Raw genomic sequence first — 15326 nt, forward strand, 5'->3', positions numbered from 1 at the left:
ACCCCTATGAGCCAGCACGACATCGTCATCCGCGGCGGCACCGTTTACGACGGCACCGGCGGCGCCCCCTTCGCGGCCGATGTCGCCATCGACGACGGCGTCATCACCGCGGTCGGCAAGGTTGCGGGTTCGGGCGCGGAAGAGATCGACGCGCGCGCGCAGATCGTCACGCCGGGCTTCATCGACGTCCACACCCATTACGACGGCCAGGTCACCTGGGATCCCTTCCTGCAGCCCTCCACCTTCCACGGCGTCACCACCGCCGTGATGGGCAATTGCGGCGTCGGCTTCGCGCCCTGCAAGCCGGAGCAACGCGAATGGCTGCTCGGGTTGATGGAAGGTGTGGAAGATATTCCGGGTACGGCGCTTGCCGAAGGCATCAAGTGGAACTGGGAAAGCTTCGCCGAATATATGGACGCGGTCGCGGCCTCGCCGCTGGCGCTCGATGTCGGCCTGCAAATTCCGCATGCGGCCGTGCGCGCCTATGTGATGGGCGAGCGGGCGCCGGCGCTCGAACCCGCGACCGAAGCCGAAACGGAAGAGATGGCGCGCCTTGTCGTCGAGGCGCTCGAAGCCGGTGCGCTCGGCTTTTCCACCTCGCGTACGGTGAAGCACAAGGACGTCAAGGGCGGCTCGACGCCGACGCTCAAGGCCGAAGCAATGGAGCTTCACGGCATCGCGCGCGCGATGGGCAAGGCCGGCAAGGGCGTCTTGCAGCTGATCGCCGACTTCAAGGACACGGATGCCGAATTCGCGATGCTGCGCGGCATGGTCGAGCTTTCGGGGCGGCCGATGTCGATCACCATCGAACAGGACGACCGCTGGCCGGATGTCTGGGCGCGCGTGCTCGACAATATCGCGGCGGCGAACGCCGACGGTCTGCCGATCAAGGGCCAGGTGCCGCCGCGCGCCACCGGCCTGCTGCTCGGCCTCACCGCCTCGCTCAATCCCTTCATCATGCACCAGACCTTCCGGCAGATCTGGGGCGCGCCGCTCGAACAACAGTTGAAGGCGCTCAACGATCCCGAATTCCGCGCCAGGCTTCTCGCCGAGGAGCCGGAATATCCGGCTGGCGAAATCGTCGAAATGCTCTGCGTCGGCTATCACAAGATGTTCGCGCTGGGCGAGCGCCCGGATTACGAGCCGGCGCCGGAGACGAGCGCCAGGGCCGTTGCCGAACGCACCGGCAAGCATCCGCGCGAGGTCGTGCTCGACTGGATGCTGGAGCGCGACGGCAAGGCGCTGCTCTATTTCCCGCTGATGAACTACCACTGCGGCAGCCTCGCCGATGTCGAGAAGATGCTGACGCATCCGAATACCGCCTTCGGGCTTTCGGATGGCGGCGCGCATTGCGGCATCATCTGCGATGTCAGCTTCCCGACGACGCTCTTGACCCATTGGGGCCGCGACCGCACGCGCGGCCGCAAGCTGCCGCTCGAATGGCTGGTGCACGGGCTCACGGGGCGCAACGCCGATCTCGTGGGGCTCCACGACCGCGGCATTCTGGCGCCCGGCATGAAGGCCGATGTCAACGTCATCGATTTCGATCGCCTGACGCTCCATTCGCCGCATATCGTCAACGACCTGCCGGCCGGCGGCAAACGCCTGATCCAGAAGACCGACGGCTATACCGCCAGCATCGTGTCGGGCGCCGTCGCCTTCCGCAATGGCGAGCCGACCGGCGTTCTGGGCGGCCGGCTCATCCGCGGCGCGCAGGCGCGACCCTCGGGCGCGCGCATCGCCGCCGATTGAGACCGGCGGACAAGGGAAAACGGCCGTCGCCGGCCTCCGACAGGGGGCCGGCGCGACTCCGGCTGGAATTGCGGCCGAATTTATCCCCACCCCCCTGCGGCTGACATAATTTCGTCACGGAGCCGGTCGAAGAGAGGGCCGGCGAGTGCCCCTTCGGGGGCGCATGACGCTCCTGTGCCGCCGTTTTCCTGGAATTTCCGATGGCCGATTCCGATTTGCCGCCGCCCGCCCCCGAAGCCACGCCCGCGCCCGTCGATCCGCGCGCCTGGCATCAATCGGCCTTTGTGCGCCAGGCGGCCTTCTTCTTCATCGTGCTGCCGCTGGTGATCGCCGGCAATCTGGCGGTCTGGGCCGCCTTCAACCAGCCGCACGAGGCCGAGGCCTGGACCGGCGAGATCGTCGGCTTTTCCTACAGCCCCTATCGCCAGGATCAGGATCCGACCCGGAACCGCCACCCTTCCGCCGCGCAGATGGAAGAGGACCTCAAGCTGCTGGCCGGCACGGTGCAGGCCATCCGCACCTACAGCATGGTCTTCGGGCAGCAGCAGATTCCCGAACTCGCCGCGAAATATGATCTCTCCGTCGCCGCCGGCGCATGGATCGGCACCAATATCGAGCGTAACGAGGTCGAACTCGAACGGCTCATCCAGGCCGCGCCGCGGCGCAATGTGGTGCGCGTGATGGTCGGCAACGAGGCGCTGCTGCGCCGCGACGTGACCGTCGACGAGCTGATCGCCTATATCCGGCGCGCCAAGGCGAAGATCTGGAAACCGGTCTCGACGGCCGAACCGCCGCATATCTGGCTCAACCATCCCGAACTGGTGAAGGAAGTCGACTACATCGCCGTCCAGATTCTTCCCTATTGGGAAGGCATTCCGATCGACATCGCGGTCGATGCGGTGTTCGACCGCATCGCCGAGCTGAAGAGGGCCTATCCGGGCAAGCCGATCGTCGTGTCCGAAGTCGGCTGGCCGAGCCGCGGCAAGGTCATTCCGCGCCGCCCCTATGCGGGCCTCGCCGAAGCCGAGCTCAGCACCGAGGCGGTGCCGTCGCTGGTCAACCAGGCGACCTTCCTGCGCGAATTCCTCAACCGCGCCAAGCAGGAAGACATCACCTATTACGTCATCGAGGCCTTCGACCAGCCGTGGAAGGCCTCGGAAGAGGGTGCCGCCGGCGCCTTCTGGGGCATATACAATGCCGACCGGCAACCGAAATTCCCGATGGCCGGGAGCATCACCGAAGCGCCGGAATGGCGCTTCTGGGCGTCGCTTGCGGCCGGCCTCGCGCTCTTGCCGGCCATGCTCTTCATCCTGCGCCAGCGTCATGTCCGGCCGGCCGGCGTCGTCTTCTTCGCCGTGCTGACACAGGTTGCGGGCTCGGCCATTGCCTGGGCCGGGTTGTCGGTGACGGGTCTCTATTTCACCTGGGTCGGGGTCACGGTCTGGAGCTTTCTCTTTTTCGCGCAAGGGCTGCTGCTGATCGTGCTGCTGACCGAGGCGATCGAGTTCGTCGAGGTCATCTGGACGCGGCAAGGCGCGCGGCATTTCAAACCGTTTGACGAAAAGGCCGTCATCCCGTCCGCGAAGGTCTCGATCCATGTGCCGATCCACAACGAGCCGCCCGAGATGGTCAAGGAGACGCTGAGGGCGCTCTCGCTGCTCGACTATCCGGACTATGAAGTGCTGGTGCTCGACAACAACACGACCGACCCCGACGTCTGGCAGCCGGTGCGCGACTATTGCGCGGTGCTCGGCCCGCGCTTCCGCTTCTTCCATCTCGAGAACTGGCCGGGCTTCAAGGCCGGCGCGCTCAATTTCGGCATGACGAAGACGGCGGCCGATGCCGAGATCGTCGCGGTCATCGACAGCGACTACCAGATCGAGCCGAACTGGCTGAAGACAATGGTTCCCTATTTCGACAAACCCGATGTCGGTTTCGTGCAGGCGCCGCAGGACTATCGCGACAGGCACGAAAGCGCCTTCAAGAACATGGCCTATTGGGAATATGCCGGCTTCTTCCATATCGGCATGGTCCAGCGCAACAATTTCAACGCCATCATCCAGCACGGCACGATGACGCTGGTGCGCAAGTCGGCGCTCGAAAAGGTCGGCGGCTGGGCCGAGTGGTGCATCTGCGAGGATGCCGAGCTCGGCATCAAGCTCTATCGCGCCGGCTATGACAGCGTTTACGTCAACCATTCCTTCGGCCGGGGGCTCACGCCCGACACGCTGGCCGGCTATATCACGCAGCGGTTCCGCTGGGCCTATGGCGCGGTGCAGATCGTCAAGCATCACTGGGATGCGCTGGCCCCGTGGGCCGGCAAGAAGAACGGGTTGTCGGGCGCGCAGCGCTATTATTTCCTGGCCGGCTGGCTGCCCTGGTTCGCCGACGGGCTGGCACTGCTCTTCACGACGGCCAGCATCGTGCTGTCGGTCTGGGCGCTCTATCAGCCGCATCTCGTCTATCTGCCGGTCGCGGCGTTTCTCATTCCGACCATCGGCAGCTTTGCCTTCAAGGTCATCCGTTCGCTGTGGCTCTATGCCGTGCGCATTCGCGACTGTTCCTTCCTCGAAAGCCTCGGCGCCGGCATCGCCGCGCTCGGCCTCACCCATACCGTTGCCAAGGCGATGCTCAACGGCATGATCACCACCAGCAAGCCCTTCATCCGCACGCCGAAATGCGAGGACAAGCCGCCGCTGGCCGCCGCCTTCATCCAGGTGCGCGAGGAGGCGCTGATGCTGGCGGTGCTCTGGGGACTGACGATCGCGTTCCTGCTGAGTCCGCATTTCGCCGACAGCCATTCCAGGCTCTGGGTCGCGGTGCTGCTGGTGCAATCGGTGCCCTATGCCTCGGCGGTGCTGCTGTCGCTGATCAATGTGATGCCGTCGCTGCGCCGCAAGGACAAGGCCGCGCCGGCGGGACAACTTTCGCCGGCCAAATAGAGGTCAGCGCCTGAAAATGGCTTAAATCCGCCATTTTTCGGCTCACTCGGCGCTTGATATTGATGCGATTTCGTATTATATAGTGCGATATTGCATCAATGGAGATCGCCATGACCCTGACCCGCCGCAAGACCCTCGCCCTGATCGGAGGCGGCGTCGTGCTCGCTGCCGCTGCTGCCGGCGGCGGTTTTTTTTCGACACGCACGCCGGTGCGCGCGCTGGCGCCGTGGCAGATGGCCGGGCGCTATGCGGATGCGCGGCTGCGCGCGCTGTCCTGGGCGCTGCTGGCGCCCAATCCGCATAACCGCCAGCCCTGGGTCGCCGAACTGGCGGGCGCGGATCAGGTGATCATCCATCGCGACCGGACACGCAACCTGCCGGCGACCGATCCCTTCGACCGGCAGCTGACGATCGGCATGGGCTGCTTTCTCGAACTGATGACGATGGCAGCGGCCGAGGAAGGGCTTGCGGTGACGCTGACGCTGTTTCCGGAAGGCGAAGACGGGCCGGTGGCGCAGGCGCGCTTCGCCGATGGCGGCGCGCCCGATCCGCTGTTTGCCCATGCGCTGCAGCGGCGCTCCTGCAAGGAACCCTATGCCGAGCGGCCGGTGCCGGATGCGGCGGCGGCCGCGCTGTCGGCGCATGCACGGATCCTGCGCGATCCCGAACTGGTGGCCGCATTGCGCGCGCTGACCTGGGCGGCCTTCGAGGTCGAGTACCGCACGCCGGCCACGCTGCAGGAAAGCATCGATCTGATGCGCTTCGGCCGGGCCGAGATCGAGGCCAATCCCGACGGCATCGAACTCGGCGGGCCGTTTCTCGAGGCGCTGATGCTGGCCGGCGTGATCAACCGCGCGGCGCAGGCCGATCCCGACAGCATGGCCTTCAAGACCGGTCTCGACATCTACAGCAGGATGCTGGCGGCGACGCCCGCCTATGCGGTCATTGCGACGGCGGGCAATTCGCGCGAGGATCAGATCGAGGCGGGCCGGCAATGGCTGCGGCTCAACCTTGCCGCCACGCAGCTCGGCCTGGCGGTCCAGCCGGTCAGCCAGGCGCTGCAGGAGTTTCCCGAGATGGCCGAACACTACGCTGCCGCGCATGCGCTGCTGGCGCGCGACGGCGAAACGCTTCAGATGCTCGGCCGTCTCGGCTATGGTCCGGCCACCGGACCCTCGCCGCGCTGGCCGCTGGAGACACGCCTGATCGATGCCTGACACCAATATCGCGCGCTATTTCCAGCTCTTCAACGAGATCGGCATTATCGATCAGCTGGCGCGCGCGATGTTCGAGGCGCGGCTGCCCGAGGGGATTCTGGTTTCGCATTTTTCGATCCTCAATCATCTGGTGCGGGTGCGCGACGGACAGACGCCGCTGGCGCTGGCGCGCGCCTTCCAGACGCCGAAGACGACGATCACGCATACGGTTTCGGTGCTGGTGCGGCACGGCTTTGTCGAATTGCGGCCCAATCCGAAGGACGGGCGCAGCAAATGCGTCTTCATCAGCGAGGAAGGACGCGCCTTTCGCGATCAGGCGATCGCGGCACTGGCACCCGATCTCGACGAGATCGCCGCGATCTTTCCGCCCAAAAAGATCGAACCGCTGATCGAGGGACTGGAGGCCTTGCGGGTGTGGATGGACGTGCGGCGCGACAGCGATTGACGCAGTTTACCCCCCCTCTGTCACGGAACTGTCACGACACTGTCACAAACCGGCTCGGGCACGCCTCCGGGGCGGGGATAACCGGACCGCGGGACCGGGGATAACCCGATCCCGGACCGGGGATAAATCTGCCGGCCCGGCCGCCGCGCCTGAACTTATCCCCGCCTCGGGCCGGCCCCGGAAAAACGGGTCCGCCGCTGCCGCTGCGAAAAAACTTGTCCCCGGGGGCGGCGGCGCGGCGCCGGCCGGCTCACATCGGGCCGCCGCCATCGATGTTGAGCTTCTGGCCATTGGCGTAAGGGTTGGCGTCGGAGACCAGATAGACGACCGCGGCCGCGACCTCTTCGGGACTGCAGACATGACCGAAGGGCATGTTGGCGTCGAGGTCGTGGATGTCCATGCCCTTCTTGCCGGCGCGGGCGGCGGCGAGACGCGAGCCCATGTCGGTGTCGGTCAGGCCCGGCGCGACGATATTGGTCCGTATGCCGAATTTCCGCTCCTCTTTCGCCAGCGTCAGCGCCAGCGCCTCGGCGGCCGCCTTGCCCATGTTGTAGGGACCGCCCTGGGCCGAGTGGGAGAGCGTTGCGACGCTCGAAATGATGATGATGTCGCCGCGCTTTTCCTTGCGCATATGCGGGATCACCAGTTTCGAGACGAAATGCGGCGCCATGGCATGAACCTTCAGCACACGCTCCAGCTCCAGCGGGTCGGTGTCGGCCACCGTCTGGCCGCGCGAGGCGATGCCGGCATTGTTGATCAGAATGCCGATCGAGCCGAAATCCTTCAGCACATCGGCGACCATCTTCTGGTCTTCCTCGAAATTTTCGACCGAAGCGGAATAGGCCCGCGCCTTGCGGCCAAGCTTTTCGATGGCAGCGACGGTTTCCTGCGCGGCTTCCTCGTCGCGGCGGTAGTTGACGGCGACATCGGCACCGGCTTCGGCCAGCGCGATGGCGATGGCGCGGCCAATGCCGCGGCTGCCGCCGGTGACGAGCGCCACGCGGCCTTCAAGCGATATGTTCATTGTCGTCCTCCCTGCTTCCATTCAATCCGTCATGGCCCGTTTTATGCCACTGTTGTCCGGTCAAACTAACTCTCTTGCAGCAGTGCTGCATTTTTCACACCCCCCAAAACCGTCATGGCCCGATTTATTCCACTGCTGTCCGGCCAAGCGAGTTTGGTTGCAGGAACGCTGCATTTTTCACAACACAAAACCGTCATGGCCCGCTTTATGCGGGCCATCCACGTCTTTGCGTCATGGAAAAGCCGAAAGAAAGAAAAGAAAGACGTGGATGACCCGGACAAGCCGGGTCATGACGACTGATTTCAGGTTTGAAAATTGAACCGGACAGCCATGGCCTTCTGCGGGCCATGATCTTTTGTATTCGGGCGTTTCCTTTCCTCAGGCCGCGTCGCGGGAATATTTCTTCATGTCCTCGCGCAGCACCATTTTCAGGATCTTGCCGTTGGGGTTGCGCGGCAGCGGCTCGTGGCGGATCTCGATCTTGATCGGCACCTTGAAGGCGGCCAGCAGCTTGCCGACATGGGCGCGCAGTTCTTCCTCGCTGACCTGCTTGCCCGGCGCGATCTGCACGACGGCGCCGACTTCCTCGCCCAGCACCTTGTGCGGGATGGCGACGACGGCGGCGTCCATCACGGCGGGATGGGCATAGAGTGCGTCCTCGACCTCGACGCAATAGATGTTCTCGCCGCCGCGGATCAGCATGTCCTTGGCGCGGTCGAGGATGTAGACGAAGCCTTCATCGTCCATGCGCACCAGATCGCCGGAATGGAACCAGCCGCCTTCGGTGATGGCGGCCGCCGTCGCCTCGGGCTTGTTCCAGTAGCCCTTCACGATGTTGGGGCCGCGGATCCAGAGTTCACCGACCTGGCCGCGCGGCAATTCGTTGCCCTGCTCGTCGACAACCTTGATGTCGCAGACCGGCACGGCGGGGCCGGCGCTGTCGGGTTTGGCCACATAGTCCTCGGCAAGGTTCTGCGTGGTGATGGCCGATGTCTCGGTCAGACCGTAGCCGTTGGAGGGATGGCATTTCGGGAACTGCTTCTTGATGCGCGCGACGAGGTCGGGCGCCGACGGCGCGCCGCCATAGCCGATCGACTCGACGGTCGCCGTGTTCCATTTGTGAAACTCGGGCGATTCCAGCACCTGCCAGACCATGGCCGGTACGCCGCCAAAGGCCGTCACGCCTTCGCGGTCGATCAGTTCGAGCGCGCGTTCAGGGTTCCATTTGTGGATGATCACCAGCTTGCCGCCGCTGGCATAGGTCGAGACCAGGATCGAGTGGCAGCCGGTGACATGGAAGAGCGGCACCGAAAGCAGCATCACGCGGGGCGGCGCGGCCGGATCGGGCGCCGGCGGAATCTCGCCGCGGCGCATGAAGGCGCGCGCGCCGCCCAGCATCGCGTTCATCAGATTGGTGCAGATGTTGCGCTGCGTGCCGAGCGCGCCTTTCGGCTTTCCGGTCGTGCCCGAGGTGTAGAAGATCGTCGCGTCGTCGTCGGGATGCATGCCGGGATCGGGCAGCGCGTCTGCCGGCAGACTGGCATAGTCTCCGGGCTTCGCGACCAGCGTTTCGAAGGCCTCGGCGACGCCCAGCTCGTCGTCCGGCGTGCGCACGGCGACCAGACCGTCGAGGCCCAGCGCCTTCAGATGCGGGCGGATGCGATCAAGCCTTTCATGGTCGACGATGACGACCTTCGAGCCGGAATCGGAAATGCCGTATTCGAGTTCGGGGCCGGTGCCCCAGGCATTGAGCGGCACGATGACGCCGCCGATCGCGGCGACCGCCCAGAAGACGATCGACCATTCGGGGAAGTTGCGCATGATCAGCGCGACGCGGTCGCCTTTCTTCACGCCATACTTGTCGGCCAGCACGCGGCCGAAGGCCGTGGCGGCGCGGTAGTGGTTCTCGTAGGAGAGGCGCTCGTTCTCATAGACGATGAATTCGCGCTCGCCCCAGGCACGGCCGAGATCGAAGATCGCGCGCAAGGAGGGTGGCGTGTTCTTGTAGGTGCGGATCCTGTTGCCGCGAATGTCGACCGTTTCCATTTCGAAGGGCGAGCCCGGCGCGGTCAGGAAGGCATGGGCCTCCTCGATGGTCATGGCGGGCCATTTGGCGGCACTGTCGGCCATAGTCTTCCTCCCTGCGGCGCCGAGGCGCCTTCATTGCGTTCTTGTTGGCCTAGAGATACCGCCTTTGGCGGCGGAAATGAAGCCCCGCGCCGGGCCGGTGGCGATGGTGGCGAGCGTGGCCACGGTGCGAATGGCGGCCCGGCGCCAGCCTCGTGGGCGACGGTCGTATCGTCCGCGTTTGCCGTCATGCACCATCGAGAGTTTCGAGCAGCCTAGGGCATATGCAGATCTGATTCCAATTGTGTGGCTAGAGTTTGCTGCGGGGTAGCCCAAGCGGGGAGAGTTCCGATCTGCTGCAGGTTTGTTCTTGTGATGCCGTCGAATATTTCAGGATACAGTGCCTCTGCTGCGTCCCAGCCACATTCACCTTCGAGAAAAGCGTTACCGTCCGCGTTTGCAAAGGCGCGATCGATGTGGACTCCGACAGTACCTTCCAGGAGATGATTAACTGCGGTGTTATCAAGCAGATGCCTGAGAATTGGGGAAAATCGGCACAAGTCGTTTGATGGCATCTTGCTGTTGATCAGCGCCTGAAGATTCGACTGTTTTGTTAGGAAGTTTGTGAAGTCTCCGTATGCTGCGCTCATGGTGGAAAAAGTGAGAGCTACAAACTCGACAAGTTGATACTTGGATACATCGTTCAGTTCCATCTGGTAAGGGAGGCTAGGGCACAATTCGTAGAGAGATTTGAGAGCGCCGCTAAAGTGTCCTCTCTCTACGGCCGTCCATAGTGTCGGGGAAGTGTCGCGCCAGGACCTTAAGGCCTCCTTCCACGGGCGGCGCGCGACCCTACCTTTTCCGGTGAGTATCGGAGTGAGGCGGTCTTCGAAGAAAGGAATACCTCGTGGTGGATGTTGCAAGTCATCCAGTGTGACAAGAGCTTGGTCCGAGAAGAAATTCTTTGGATCGCGAAGTAGGCACTTCAGCACAAGCGTCCGTCTTTTGAACGATTCGGCGATAGCCTCCGTATCGAGAACGAAAGCATTCTCCCGATGCTTGAGCAGAACGTCGCGAAATGATTGCGGCAAGGTTTCTGGATTTCTGAAGTCTGCACCGTGAAGAAGCCAGACGAGAGCAATACCTTCGCGCGGGTAGTGCTCACATCGAGATGAAACTTCGGTCTGGAAGGTTTTGGAGATTTGCACTTCAAGGGCGAAGGGCCGTCTCCCGCGATACTCGATGAGAACGTCCGGATACCTGCCATGGTCATTCTGCGTGGGAGGAAGATATCGTTCAACTGCAACTCGCTCACATCGATCATCGAGCGCGGCCAAGCGACACAGTTGTTCACAAATCAATCCGTGAGCAGGAGATGGCGATCTCCCTTGATATTGGCGTCGTCTTGCATCATCGGGATGTATGGTGGATGTGTGCCAAGGGCACTCAGGATCCGCACCTTGAAAATGCACAAATGCAGGCAGGCGTTTTCCGTCGACGGCTTCAGCCCGAATAAAAACCGGACTTCCGCACTTCATACAGCTAGCAACTATTTCCCTCGGGGAGGCATTCCATGCGGCGGTAATCCTGTCACGTATCATTCCCCAATCTTGCGGCGGGCGGGCGATGAGATCATTGACGTCGACCGGCCCTACGTCCCTCATCCACGCTTGCTCAATTGTCCGTCGCGGTGCGGTTGGCACTGGGGCTATCTCCCTACTCCATTGTCGAAGATACGGATTCCCTGGTCGGCTGGCGGCAGCAGGGAGGCTTGCAGACTCCGAATTGCAAGTGTGCGCTGGGACTTGGGGTGGTTGCAGTCATGGCGGGGCCAAGCAAGTCGCTATCTGCCTCTCCGTCGATACGGTGCTCACCGGTTAGCCGATCTGACTTCTTGATATTGCGGCGGTTGCCCTGCGAGATCGCTATACGAGCGCGGTATGTATCGAGCTTCGACACGTCATCGATACCACGGTTTAAGGTGTCGACTTCGTTGTAGAAGCGGATGATGGCGTAGGAGTCCGAATCGGAAAGTGCCGCGCTTTCAAGGAGCAACGGAAAGGTTGTCAAGAAGACTTGATTTGGGAGGCGATACAGAGGGCTGTATTGATCAGGTGCTGCTCTTGCCTGCTCTGAAAACTCCTGGGCGAACTTTGCGCAAAGCTCGATCTCTCGCTGAAGAGCAGCGTGACTTGCAGCAATTCGCCGCCGCCGCTCGCGGTTCGAGTTCCAGATTGTAATGCCAACTGTAATAAGGGAGGCAAAGATAGCCCCGACAAACCCGCTCAACAGGTAGTTTGTTGTTGCATCCATATTTTACCCGTTCTCGGCGCAAAGAGTGCAACCGCTTCCGTTACGAAAATAGAGTAGCGACCTCGAAGAAATAGAGGTCACTAGATTCTGAAATTTTCGCAGGCCGCTTCCAATCTCTCACGTAGTGCTCTGGCTTCAGCCTCGTTAATTGAAACGAAGTTTCGCAAGTGATCCCGCCATCGGGCTACAATGTTCCGGCCTAATGGTGATAGCGACGCAGCTTTGAGGTCACGATAGGATCTGTCAAAGCGTAGGTATCCCTTATCTACCAATCGTTCGAAGGTGTAACTGCCGGACTCAAAATGCGCGTGGAAAACGCCTGATTCTGCGAATATGCCGAGGACCATCCGCTCCGCATCTTCGAGTCGTAGATATTGCAGCCAAGTGAGTAGTTCGTAGCAGATCCAGGAAATGACTCTGATAGCGGCCTTGCCAATCACAACCAATAGACCTGCCGATCCGATAAGCAGAAAAACGTGCATCGCAGCGGCAATCTGAGCGCCCGAAAGAACTGCGCCCAGCCCCGGATCGAGCCAGCCTGCATTGGCGCTGACGAATAGAAGAAGCCCAAGTGCGAGACTTGCCGGCCAGAACGCTGTGACCAGCTTGGTTACGACTTCGATCAGGCCATCCAGAGACATTGATTCCTGAGCTTCTCTTGCCGGCCGACGGGGGCGGGGCCGCATCAATACCCCGAACCGCGAGCTTGACCCTCTCCAAGCCTCAATTGGCCTTCTCAAGGCCTGCCCGTCTCCCAGATCAGGGCGGGTGCAAGTGTGAGTTTACCCTGTTATGGAGTCAAATTGCCGCTTCGTGGCACCCTTAAAGGGCGCTGCGCCCTATATCGGCGGCAAGCGGCGTCTGGCCAAGCGGATCATCGAGCGAATCGAGGGCCGGCCTCATACCGTCCATGCCGAGGTCTTTGTCGGCATTGGCGGCTGACGCCTCAAAACGCTAGCGCGGCGACTTCAGTGACCGAATGAGCTCTTCTGAGCGAGACGCCACGAGATCACTCTCTTTGAAGGTGACGAGATTGATATGTCTGACATGTTCGCGCGCGGCCTCCCTAAGAATTGACCTCCCTTTTTCTCCCCATGGGGTGACCGCGACGTCAGCCGCGATAGGAAACCAGACTTCAGTGGTTGGGTCGGACAGGTGTGCTCGGCCAGGCAATGTGAGCTTCGAAACTGGGTTGCTGCCGATAACAAAGCTCCGTTTGGTTTCGGCGCATACTATCGTTCCGAGCCCTCGCCGCCCAAGTTCCCCCATCACAAGGTCCATGGGGCCGCGAATTGCGCCAACTCGCGTATTCTGCATGAGTCGTTTGCGCACTTCGGGGTCGTTGAAGGAATCGCGTTCGCGTCCAGTCAGTGGACGAATGATCTCTTCGTATTCACGAATGGATTCATCAAGGGATTCGCCGAATGCATCCGGCGTCATGTGTTTGTCGTAGATGTGAGGTAGCCGCTTCAACTGCATACCCAGGAATGTGTCCCAAGTCTTCTTTTCCGCTAGCGTGAGCCGGGGCGCATTGCCTGCCTTAGCTGTCGCCACAATCTTGTCGACTACTTCTTCTGCTCTTGTTTCGAGGCTAGATAACTCCTGCTCAAGCGTTGGATCCTTCGATCCATCAGGTAGTATTTCGCTGTAGAGATGCTTTTCGACAAAAAGATTTTTCGGTGAGGTTTCACCAATCTCCCCGCCCGGCACGCGCTTGTCGAAATAGTGAAGCTTCCCGCGATCATTTGTAAATCGCTTGAGAATCATCTGCGGCACAAAATGGTGTCGTTTCGGTAGAGAAGGCGTCTTCTTTTCTCGCAAGCCGGGCATTTTTAAAGGGGTTCTACGAAAGTCATGATTTGGACTGGCTATTATGACCTAAAATTTTGCCACGAACGCCCTGAAAGCCAGACTGGGAGAATGTGCTGCTCTGAGAGAGAGTTGAATTCTCGACTTGCCCCCTACCAAGTGAGAGGACGGCAGCCGAAAAGTGTCAGGTTTTCAAAGAAAATCGGGAGCCTTCTTTGATCGCGTACCCAGAACGTGTCCGTTTGTCCTGCCCCTGTTTGAATTCCGCCTAGCGGCCCGTTGCGGTCATCCGGGCATGCTCGCATTATCGATGATGCTGCTCCTAGCCGGGCATTCCGTAAGCCTGTTACTTCCAAAAAGGCAGGGTGGGTTAAACTCGGAACGCTTCGCCTTCACCTTGGGGATACGATATGAATTTCCGCTATTCGTCCGTGCGCACCCCTCGATGGGCTACATCGGATCATTCTGCAATCCTGTGCGTGGTCAAATTCGACCACCTGAAACAAGAGGTCGAATTTACGGCCAGTCCAAAGGACTCCGAGCTGCATTGCCGCGAAATCTACAAGGATTGTATGGCTGGAAAATACGGCCCGATTGATGAATTCAAAGCTGCTGCGAAGGGCACGCCAACGTCACCTCCGGCACCTGAGATTCAACCGCTGATCTTTGACCGTTGGCCCGAAATACACGAGTGCATCGCCGAGGCGAACAGGGAAAACGCGGCCGGAACCATTCGGGGCCAGGTGCTGGTCTGGTCGTCTATAGTCGAACTGCTGATCCGCCGGTTGGTCGATACCTTCCTGATTGAGCATCAGATCACACAAAAGCTGATTGACGGCCCCCTGTTCCCGTTCTCAGCGCGGATCAATACGGCGTTCAGTCTTGGCCTTATCAGCAAGTCGGAGCACAAGAGTTGCGATAATATCCGGGTCATCCGGAACCATGTGGCGCATCGCTGGTCGGTCACATTAGATGCCCCTAAGGTACAGTCCGCATTGAGATCGCTATACGATGCAGATCACTCGAACACATTAGAGTGGATTGAGGAAAACGAATTTCTGATCAAGATGGTCTATAGCGGCTCATGCGCCGCACTTGCCCTGCGCCTGGCTGAACGGCAGAAGGCAGCGGAAGATGCCAAGCGTGTGCAGCTAGAGGACGCTTGATCACGGGGCCATCTCCACTGGTGCAGATCAACGGCAGTCACGATCGTACTCTGCACATCAGGTCGCGCCCGGACACAGGTGCTCCGGCGCATCGTCGCCGCAGGCGGACAGCAGGAGCGAGAGCAGAACGAGTGAAACAACCCTCATGTTCAACATCCAGTCCCAAAGTGCCGAAAGCTAGCAGCAGCATGCCATACGGCGGCACGGACTTATACTGACGACGGCCCGTCGGGCCGGGGCAGCGGAAAGGGCTCCGGTCCGTGGCTCCCCATCATCGAGGGGCCGCGGATCGAGTTGTCGCGGCTCCCGCATTTCGAACAGCGGAAGCGTGTCTCGATCCAGTCGCGCGGGGCGTCCGGGCCCCAGCGCAGGAGCAGCGGCACCAGCGCGACGGCCGTGTGGTTGCCGCAGCGCGGCGTGTTGCAGGAAATCCGGACCCAGCGCGGCGCGGTTTCGGCGAGCTGGCCGATCGTTCTGATGGGCGCACCATCCGGGAGGGTGTGACGGGTCATGGTTCGCTCCAGGGAAGCCTCGAAAACCGGCCCGGCACCGAGATTCAAACCGAGGTAGCGCGTGCCCTGCCGCTTCCGG

14 protein-coding genes are annotated in these 15326 nt (G+C 61.5%); 7 read left to right on the forward strand and 7 right to left on the reverse strand.

Annotated elements, in window-relative coordinates; genetic code table 11:
• Window positions 1-6 precede the first annotated feature (6 nt).
• The 4 genes from AAC071_RS06285 to AAC071_RS06300 all read left to right on the forward strand — a co-directional run bounded on the left by AAC071_RS06285 (window position 7) and on the right by AAC071_RS06300 (window position 6356).
• Window positions 7-1752 (forward strand): amidohydrolase family protein, encoded by a 1746-nt coding sequence (locus AAC071_RS06285; RefSeq protein ID WP_339830998.1) that lies wholly within the window; start codon window positions 7-9, stop codon window positions 1750-1752.
• A 200-nt stretch (window positions 1753-1952) separates the two neighbouring features.
• Window positions 1953-4694 carry a glycosyltransferase gene (locus AAC071_RS06290; RefSeq protein ID WP_339831000.1) on the forward strand — a complete coding sequence of 914 codons (2742 nt, stop codon included), beginning with the start codon at window positions 1953-1955 and terminating at the stop codon, window positions 4692-4694.
• 110 nt (window positions 4695-4804) lie between these two features.
• The gene (locus tag AAC071_RS06295) at window positions 4805-5911 is read left to right on the forward strand and encodes a twin-arginine translocation pathway signal protein (protein WP_339831002.1); all 1107 of its coding nucleotides are present in this window, start codon (window positions 4805-4807) and stop codon (window positions 5909-5911) included.
• A complete protein-coding gene (locus tag AAC071_RS06300) occupies window positions 5904-6356 on the forward strand; it encodes a MarR family transcriptional regulator (RefSeq protein WP_339831004.1) in 453 nt (150 codons plus the stop codon). Before AAC071_RS06295 ends, AAC071_RS06300 begins: the two co-directional genes overlap by 8 nt.
• 250 nt (window positions 6357-6606) lie before the next feature.
• Here AAC071_RS06300 and AAC071_RS06305 read toward each other — a convergent pair whose 3' ends face one another.
• A complete protein-coding gene (locus AAC071_RS06305; RefSeq protein ID WP_339831006.1) occupies window positions 6607-7380 on the reverse strand; it encodes an SDR family oxidoreductase in 774 nt (257 codons plus the stop codon).
• Window positions 7381-7494: 114 nt separating this feature from the next.
• On the opposite strand from AAC071_RS06305, the gene AAC071_RS06310 reads away from it, so the two are divergent.
• Window positions 7495-7680, forward strand: a complete 186-nt coding sequence (locus AAC071_RS06310) for a hypothetical protein (RefSeq protein WP_339831008.1) — start codon at window positions 7495-7497, stop codon at window positions 7678-7680.
• Between the two features lie 78 nt (window positions 7681-7758).
• On the opposite strand, the gene AAC071_RS06315 is transcribed toward AAC071_RS06310, so the two are convergent.
• The 4 genes from AAC071_RS06315 to AAC071_RS06330 form a co-directional block, all read right to left on the reverse strand.
• Complete coding sequence (locus AAC071_RS06315; RefSeq protein ID WP_339831010.1) at window positions 7759-9510, reverse strand: class I adenylate-forming enzyme family protein; 1752 nt, start codon at window positions 9508-9510, stop codon at window positions 7759-7761.
• A 212-nt stretch (window positions 9511-9722) separates the two neighbouring features.
• Window positions 9723-10784, reverse strand: a complete 1062-nt coding sequence (locus AAC071_RS06320; protein WP_339831012.1) for a hypothetical protein — start codon at window positions 10782-10784, stop codon at window positions 9723-9725.
• A gap of 379 nt (window positions 10785-11163) precedes the next feature.
• Complete coding sequence (locus AAC071_RS06325) at window positions 11164-11760, reverse strand: hypothetical protein (protein ID WP_339831014.1); 597 nt, start codon at window positions 11758-11760, stop codon at window positions 11164-11166.
• A gap of 80 nt (window positions 11761-11840) precedes the next feature.
• On the reverse strand, window positions 11841-12401 hold the full coding sequence (locus tag AAC071_RS06330; protein WP_339831016.1) for a hypothetical protein: 561 nt from the start codon (window positions 12399-12401) through the stop codon (window positions 11841-11843).
• 172 nt (window positions 12402-12573) lie between these two features.
• On the opposite strand from AAC071_RS06330, the gene AAC071_RS06335 reads away from it, so the two are divergent.
• A complete protein-coding gene (locus AAC071_RS06335) occupies window positions 12574-12702 on the forward strand; it encodes a hypothetical protein (RefSeq protein ID WP_339831017.1) in 129 nt (42 codons plus the stop codon).
• A 12-nt stretch (window positions 12703-12714) separates the two neighbouring features.
• Here AAC071_RS06335 and AAC071_RS06340 read toward each other — a convergent pair whose 3' ends face one another.
• Window positions 12715-13590 carry a DUF4238 domain-containing protein gene (locus tag AAC071_RS06340; protein WP_339831018.1) on the reverse strand — a complete coding sequence of 292 codons (876 nt, stop codon included), beginning with the start codon at window positions 13588-13590 and terminating at the stop codon, window positions 12715-12717.
• 389 nt (window positions 13591-13979) lie between these two features.
• Between AAC071_RS06340 and AAC071_RS06345 the strand changes: the two genes are divergently transcribed.
• Window positions 13980-14735 (forward strand): DUF4145 domain-containing protein, encoded by a 756-nt coding sequence (locus AAC071_RS06345; protein WP_339831019.1) that lies wholly within the window; start codon window positions 13980-13982, stop codon window positions 14733-14735.
• Between the two features lie 209 nt (window positions 14736-14944).
• Here AAC071_RS06345 and AAC071_RS06350 read toward each other — a convergent pair whose 3' ends face one another.
• Window positions 14945-15247, reverse strand: a complete 303-nt coding sequence (locus AAC071_RS06350) for a hypothetical protein (RefSeq protein WP_339831021.1) — start codon at window positions 15245-15247, stop codon at window positions 14945-14947.
• Window positions 15248-15326: the final 79 nt, after the last annotated feature.

The organism is uncultured Parvibaculum sp., assembly GCF_963975745.1.
Lineage (GTDB): Bacteria > Pseudomonadota > Alphaproteobacteria > Parvibaculales > Parvibaculaceae > Parvibaculum.

Excerpts from the sequence above, each read along its gene's own strand:
- AAC071_RS06290 (WP_339831000.1), top strand. The coding sequence starts at position 1,953 with ATGGCCGATTCCGATTTGCCGCCGCCCGCCCCCGAAGCCACGCCCGCG.
- AAC071_RS06305 (WP_339831006.1), bottom strand. The coding sequence starts at position 7,380 with ATGAACATATCGCTTGAAGGCCGCGTGGCGCTCGTCACCGGCGGCAGC.
- AAC071_RS06325 (WP_339831014.1), bottom strand. The coding sequence starts at position 11,760 with ATGGATGCAACAACAAACTACCTGTTGAGCGGGTTTGTCGGGGCTATC.
- AAC071_RS06300 (WP_339831004.1), top strand. The coding sequence starts at position 5,904 with ATGCCTGACACCAATATCGCGCGCTATTTCCAGCTCTTCAACGAGATC.
- AAC071_RS06330 (WP_339831016.1), bottom strand. The coding sequence starts at position 12,401 with ATGTCTCTGGATGGCCTGATCGAAGTCGTAACCAAGCTGGTCACAGCG.
- AAC071_RS06350 (WP_339831021.1), bottom strand. The coding sequence starts at position 15,247 with ATGACCCGTCACACCCTCCCGGATGGTGCGCCCATCAGAACGATCGGC.
- AAC071_RS06285 (WP_339830998.1), top strand. The coding sequence starts at position 7 with ATGAGCCAGCACGACATCGTCATCCGCGGCGGCACCGTTTACGACGGC.
- AAC071_RS06340 (WP_339831018.1), bottom strand. The coding sequence starts at position 13,590 with ATGCCCGGCTTGCGAGAAAAGAAGACGCCTTCTCTACCGAAACGACAC.
- AAC071_RS06345 (WP_339831019.1), top strand. The coding sequence starts at position 13,980 with ATGAATTTCCGCTATTCGTCCGTGCGCACCCCTCGATGGGCTACATCG.
- AAC071_RS06310 (WP_339831008.1), top strand. The coding sequence starts at position 7,495 with ATGGCCCGATTTATTCCACTGCTGTCCGGCCAAGCGAGTTTGGTTGCA.
- AAC071_RS06295 (WP_339831002.1), top strand. The coding sequence starts at position 4,805 with ATGACCCTGACCCGCCGCAAGACCCTCGCCCTGATCGGAGGCGGCGTC.
- AAC071_RS06315 (WP_339831010.1), bottom strand. The coding sequence starts at position 9,510 with ATGGCCGACAGTGCCGCCAAATGGCCCGCCATGACCATCGAGGAGGCC.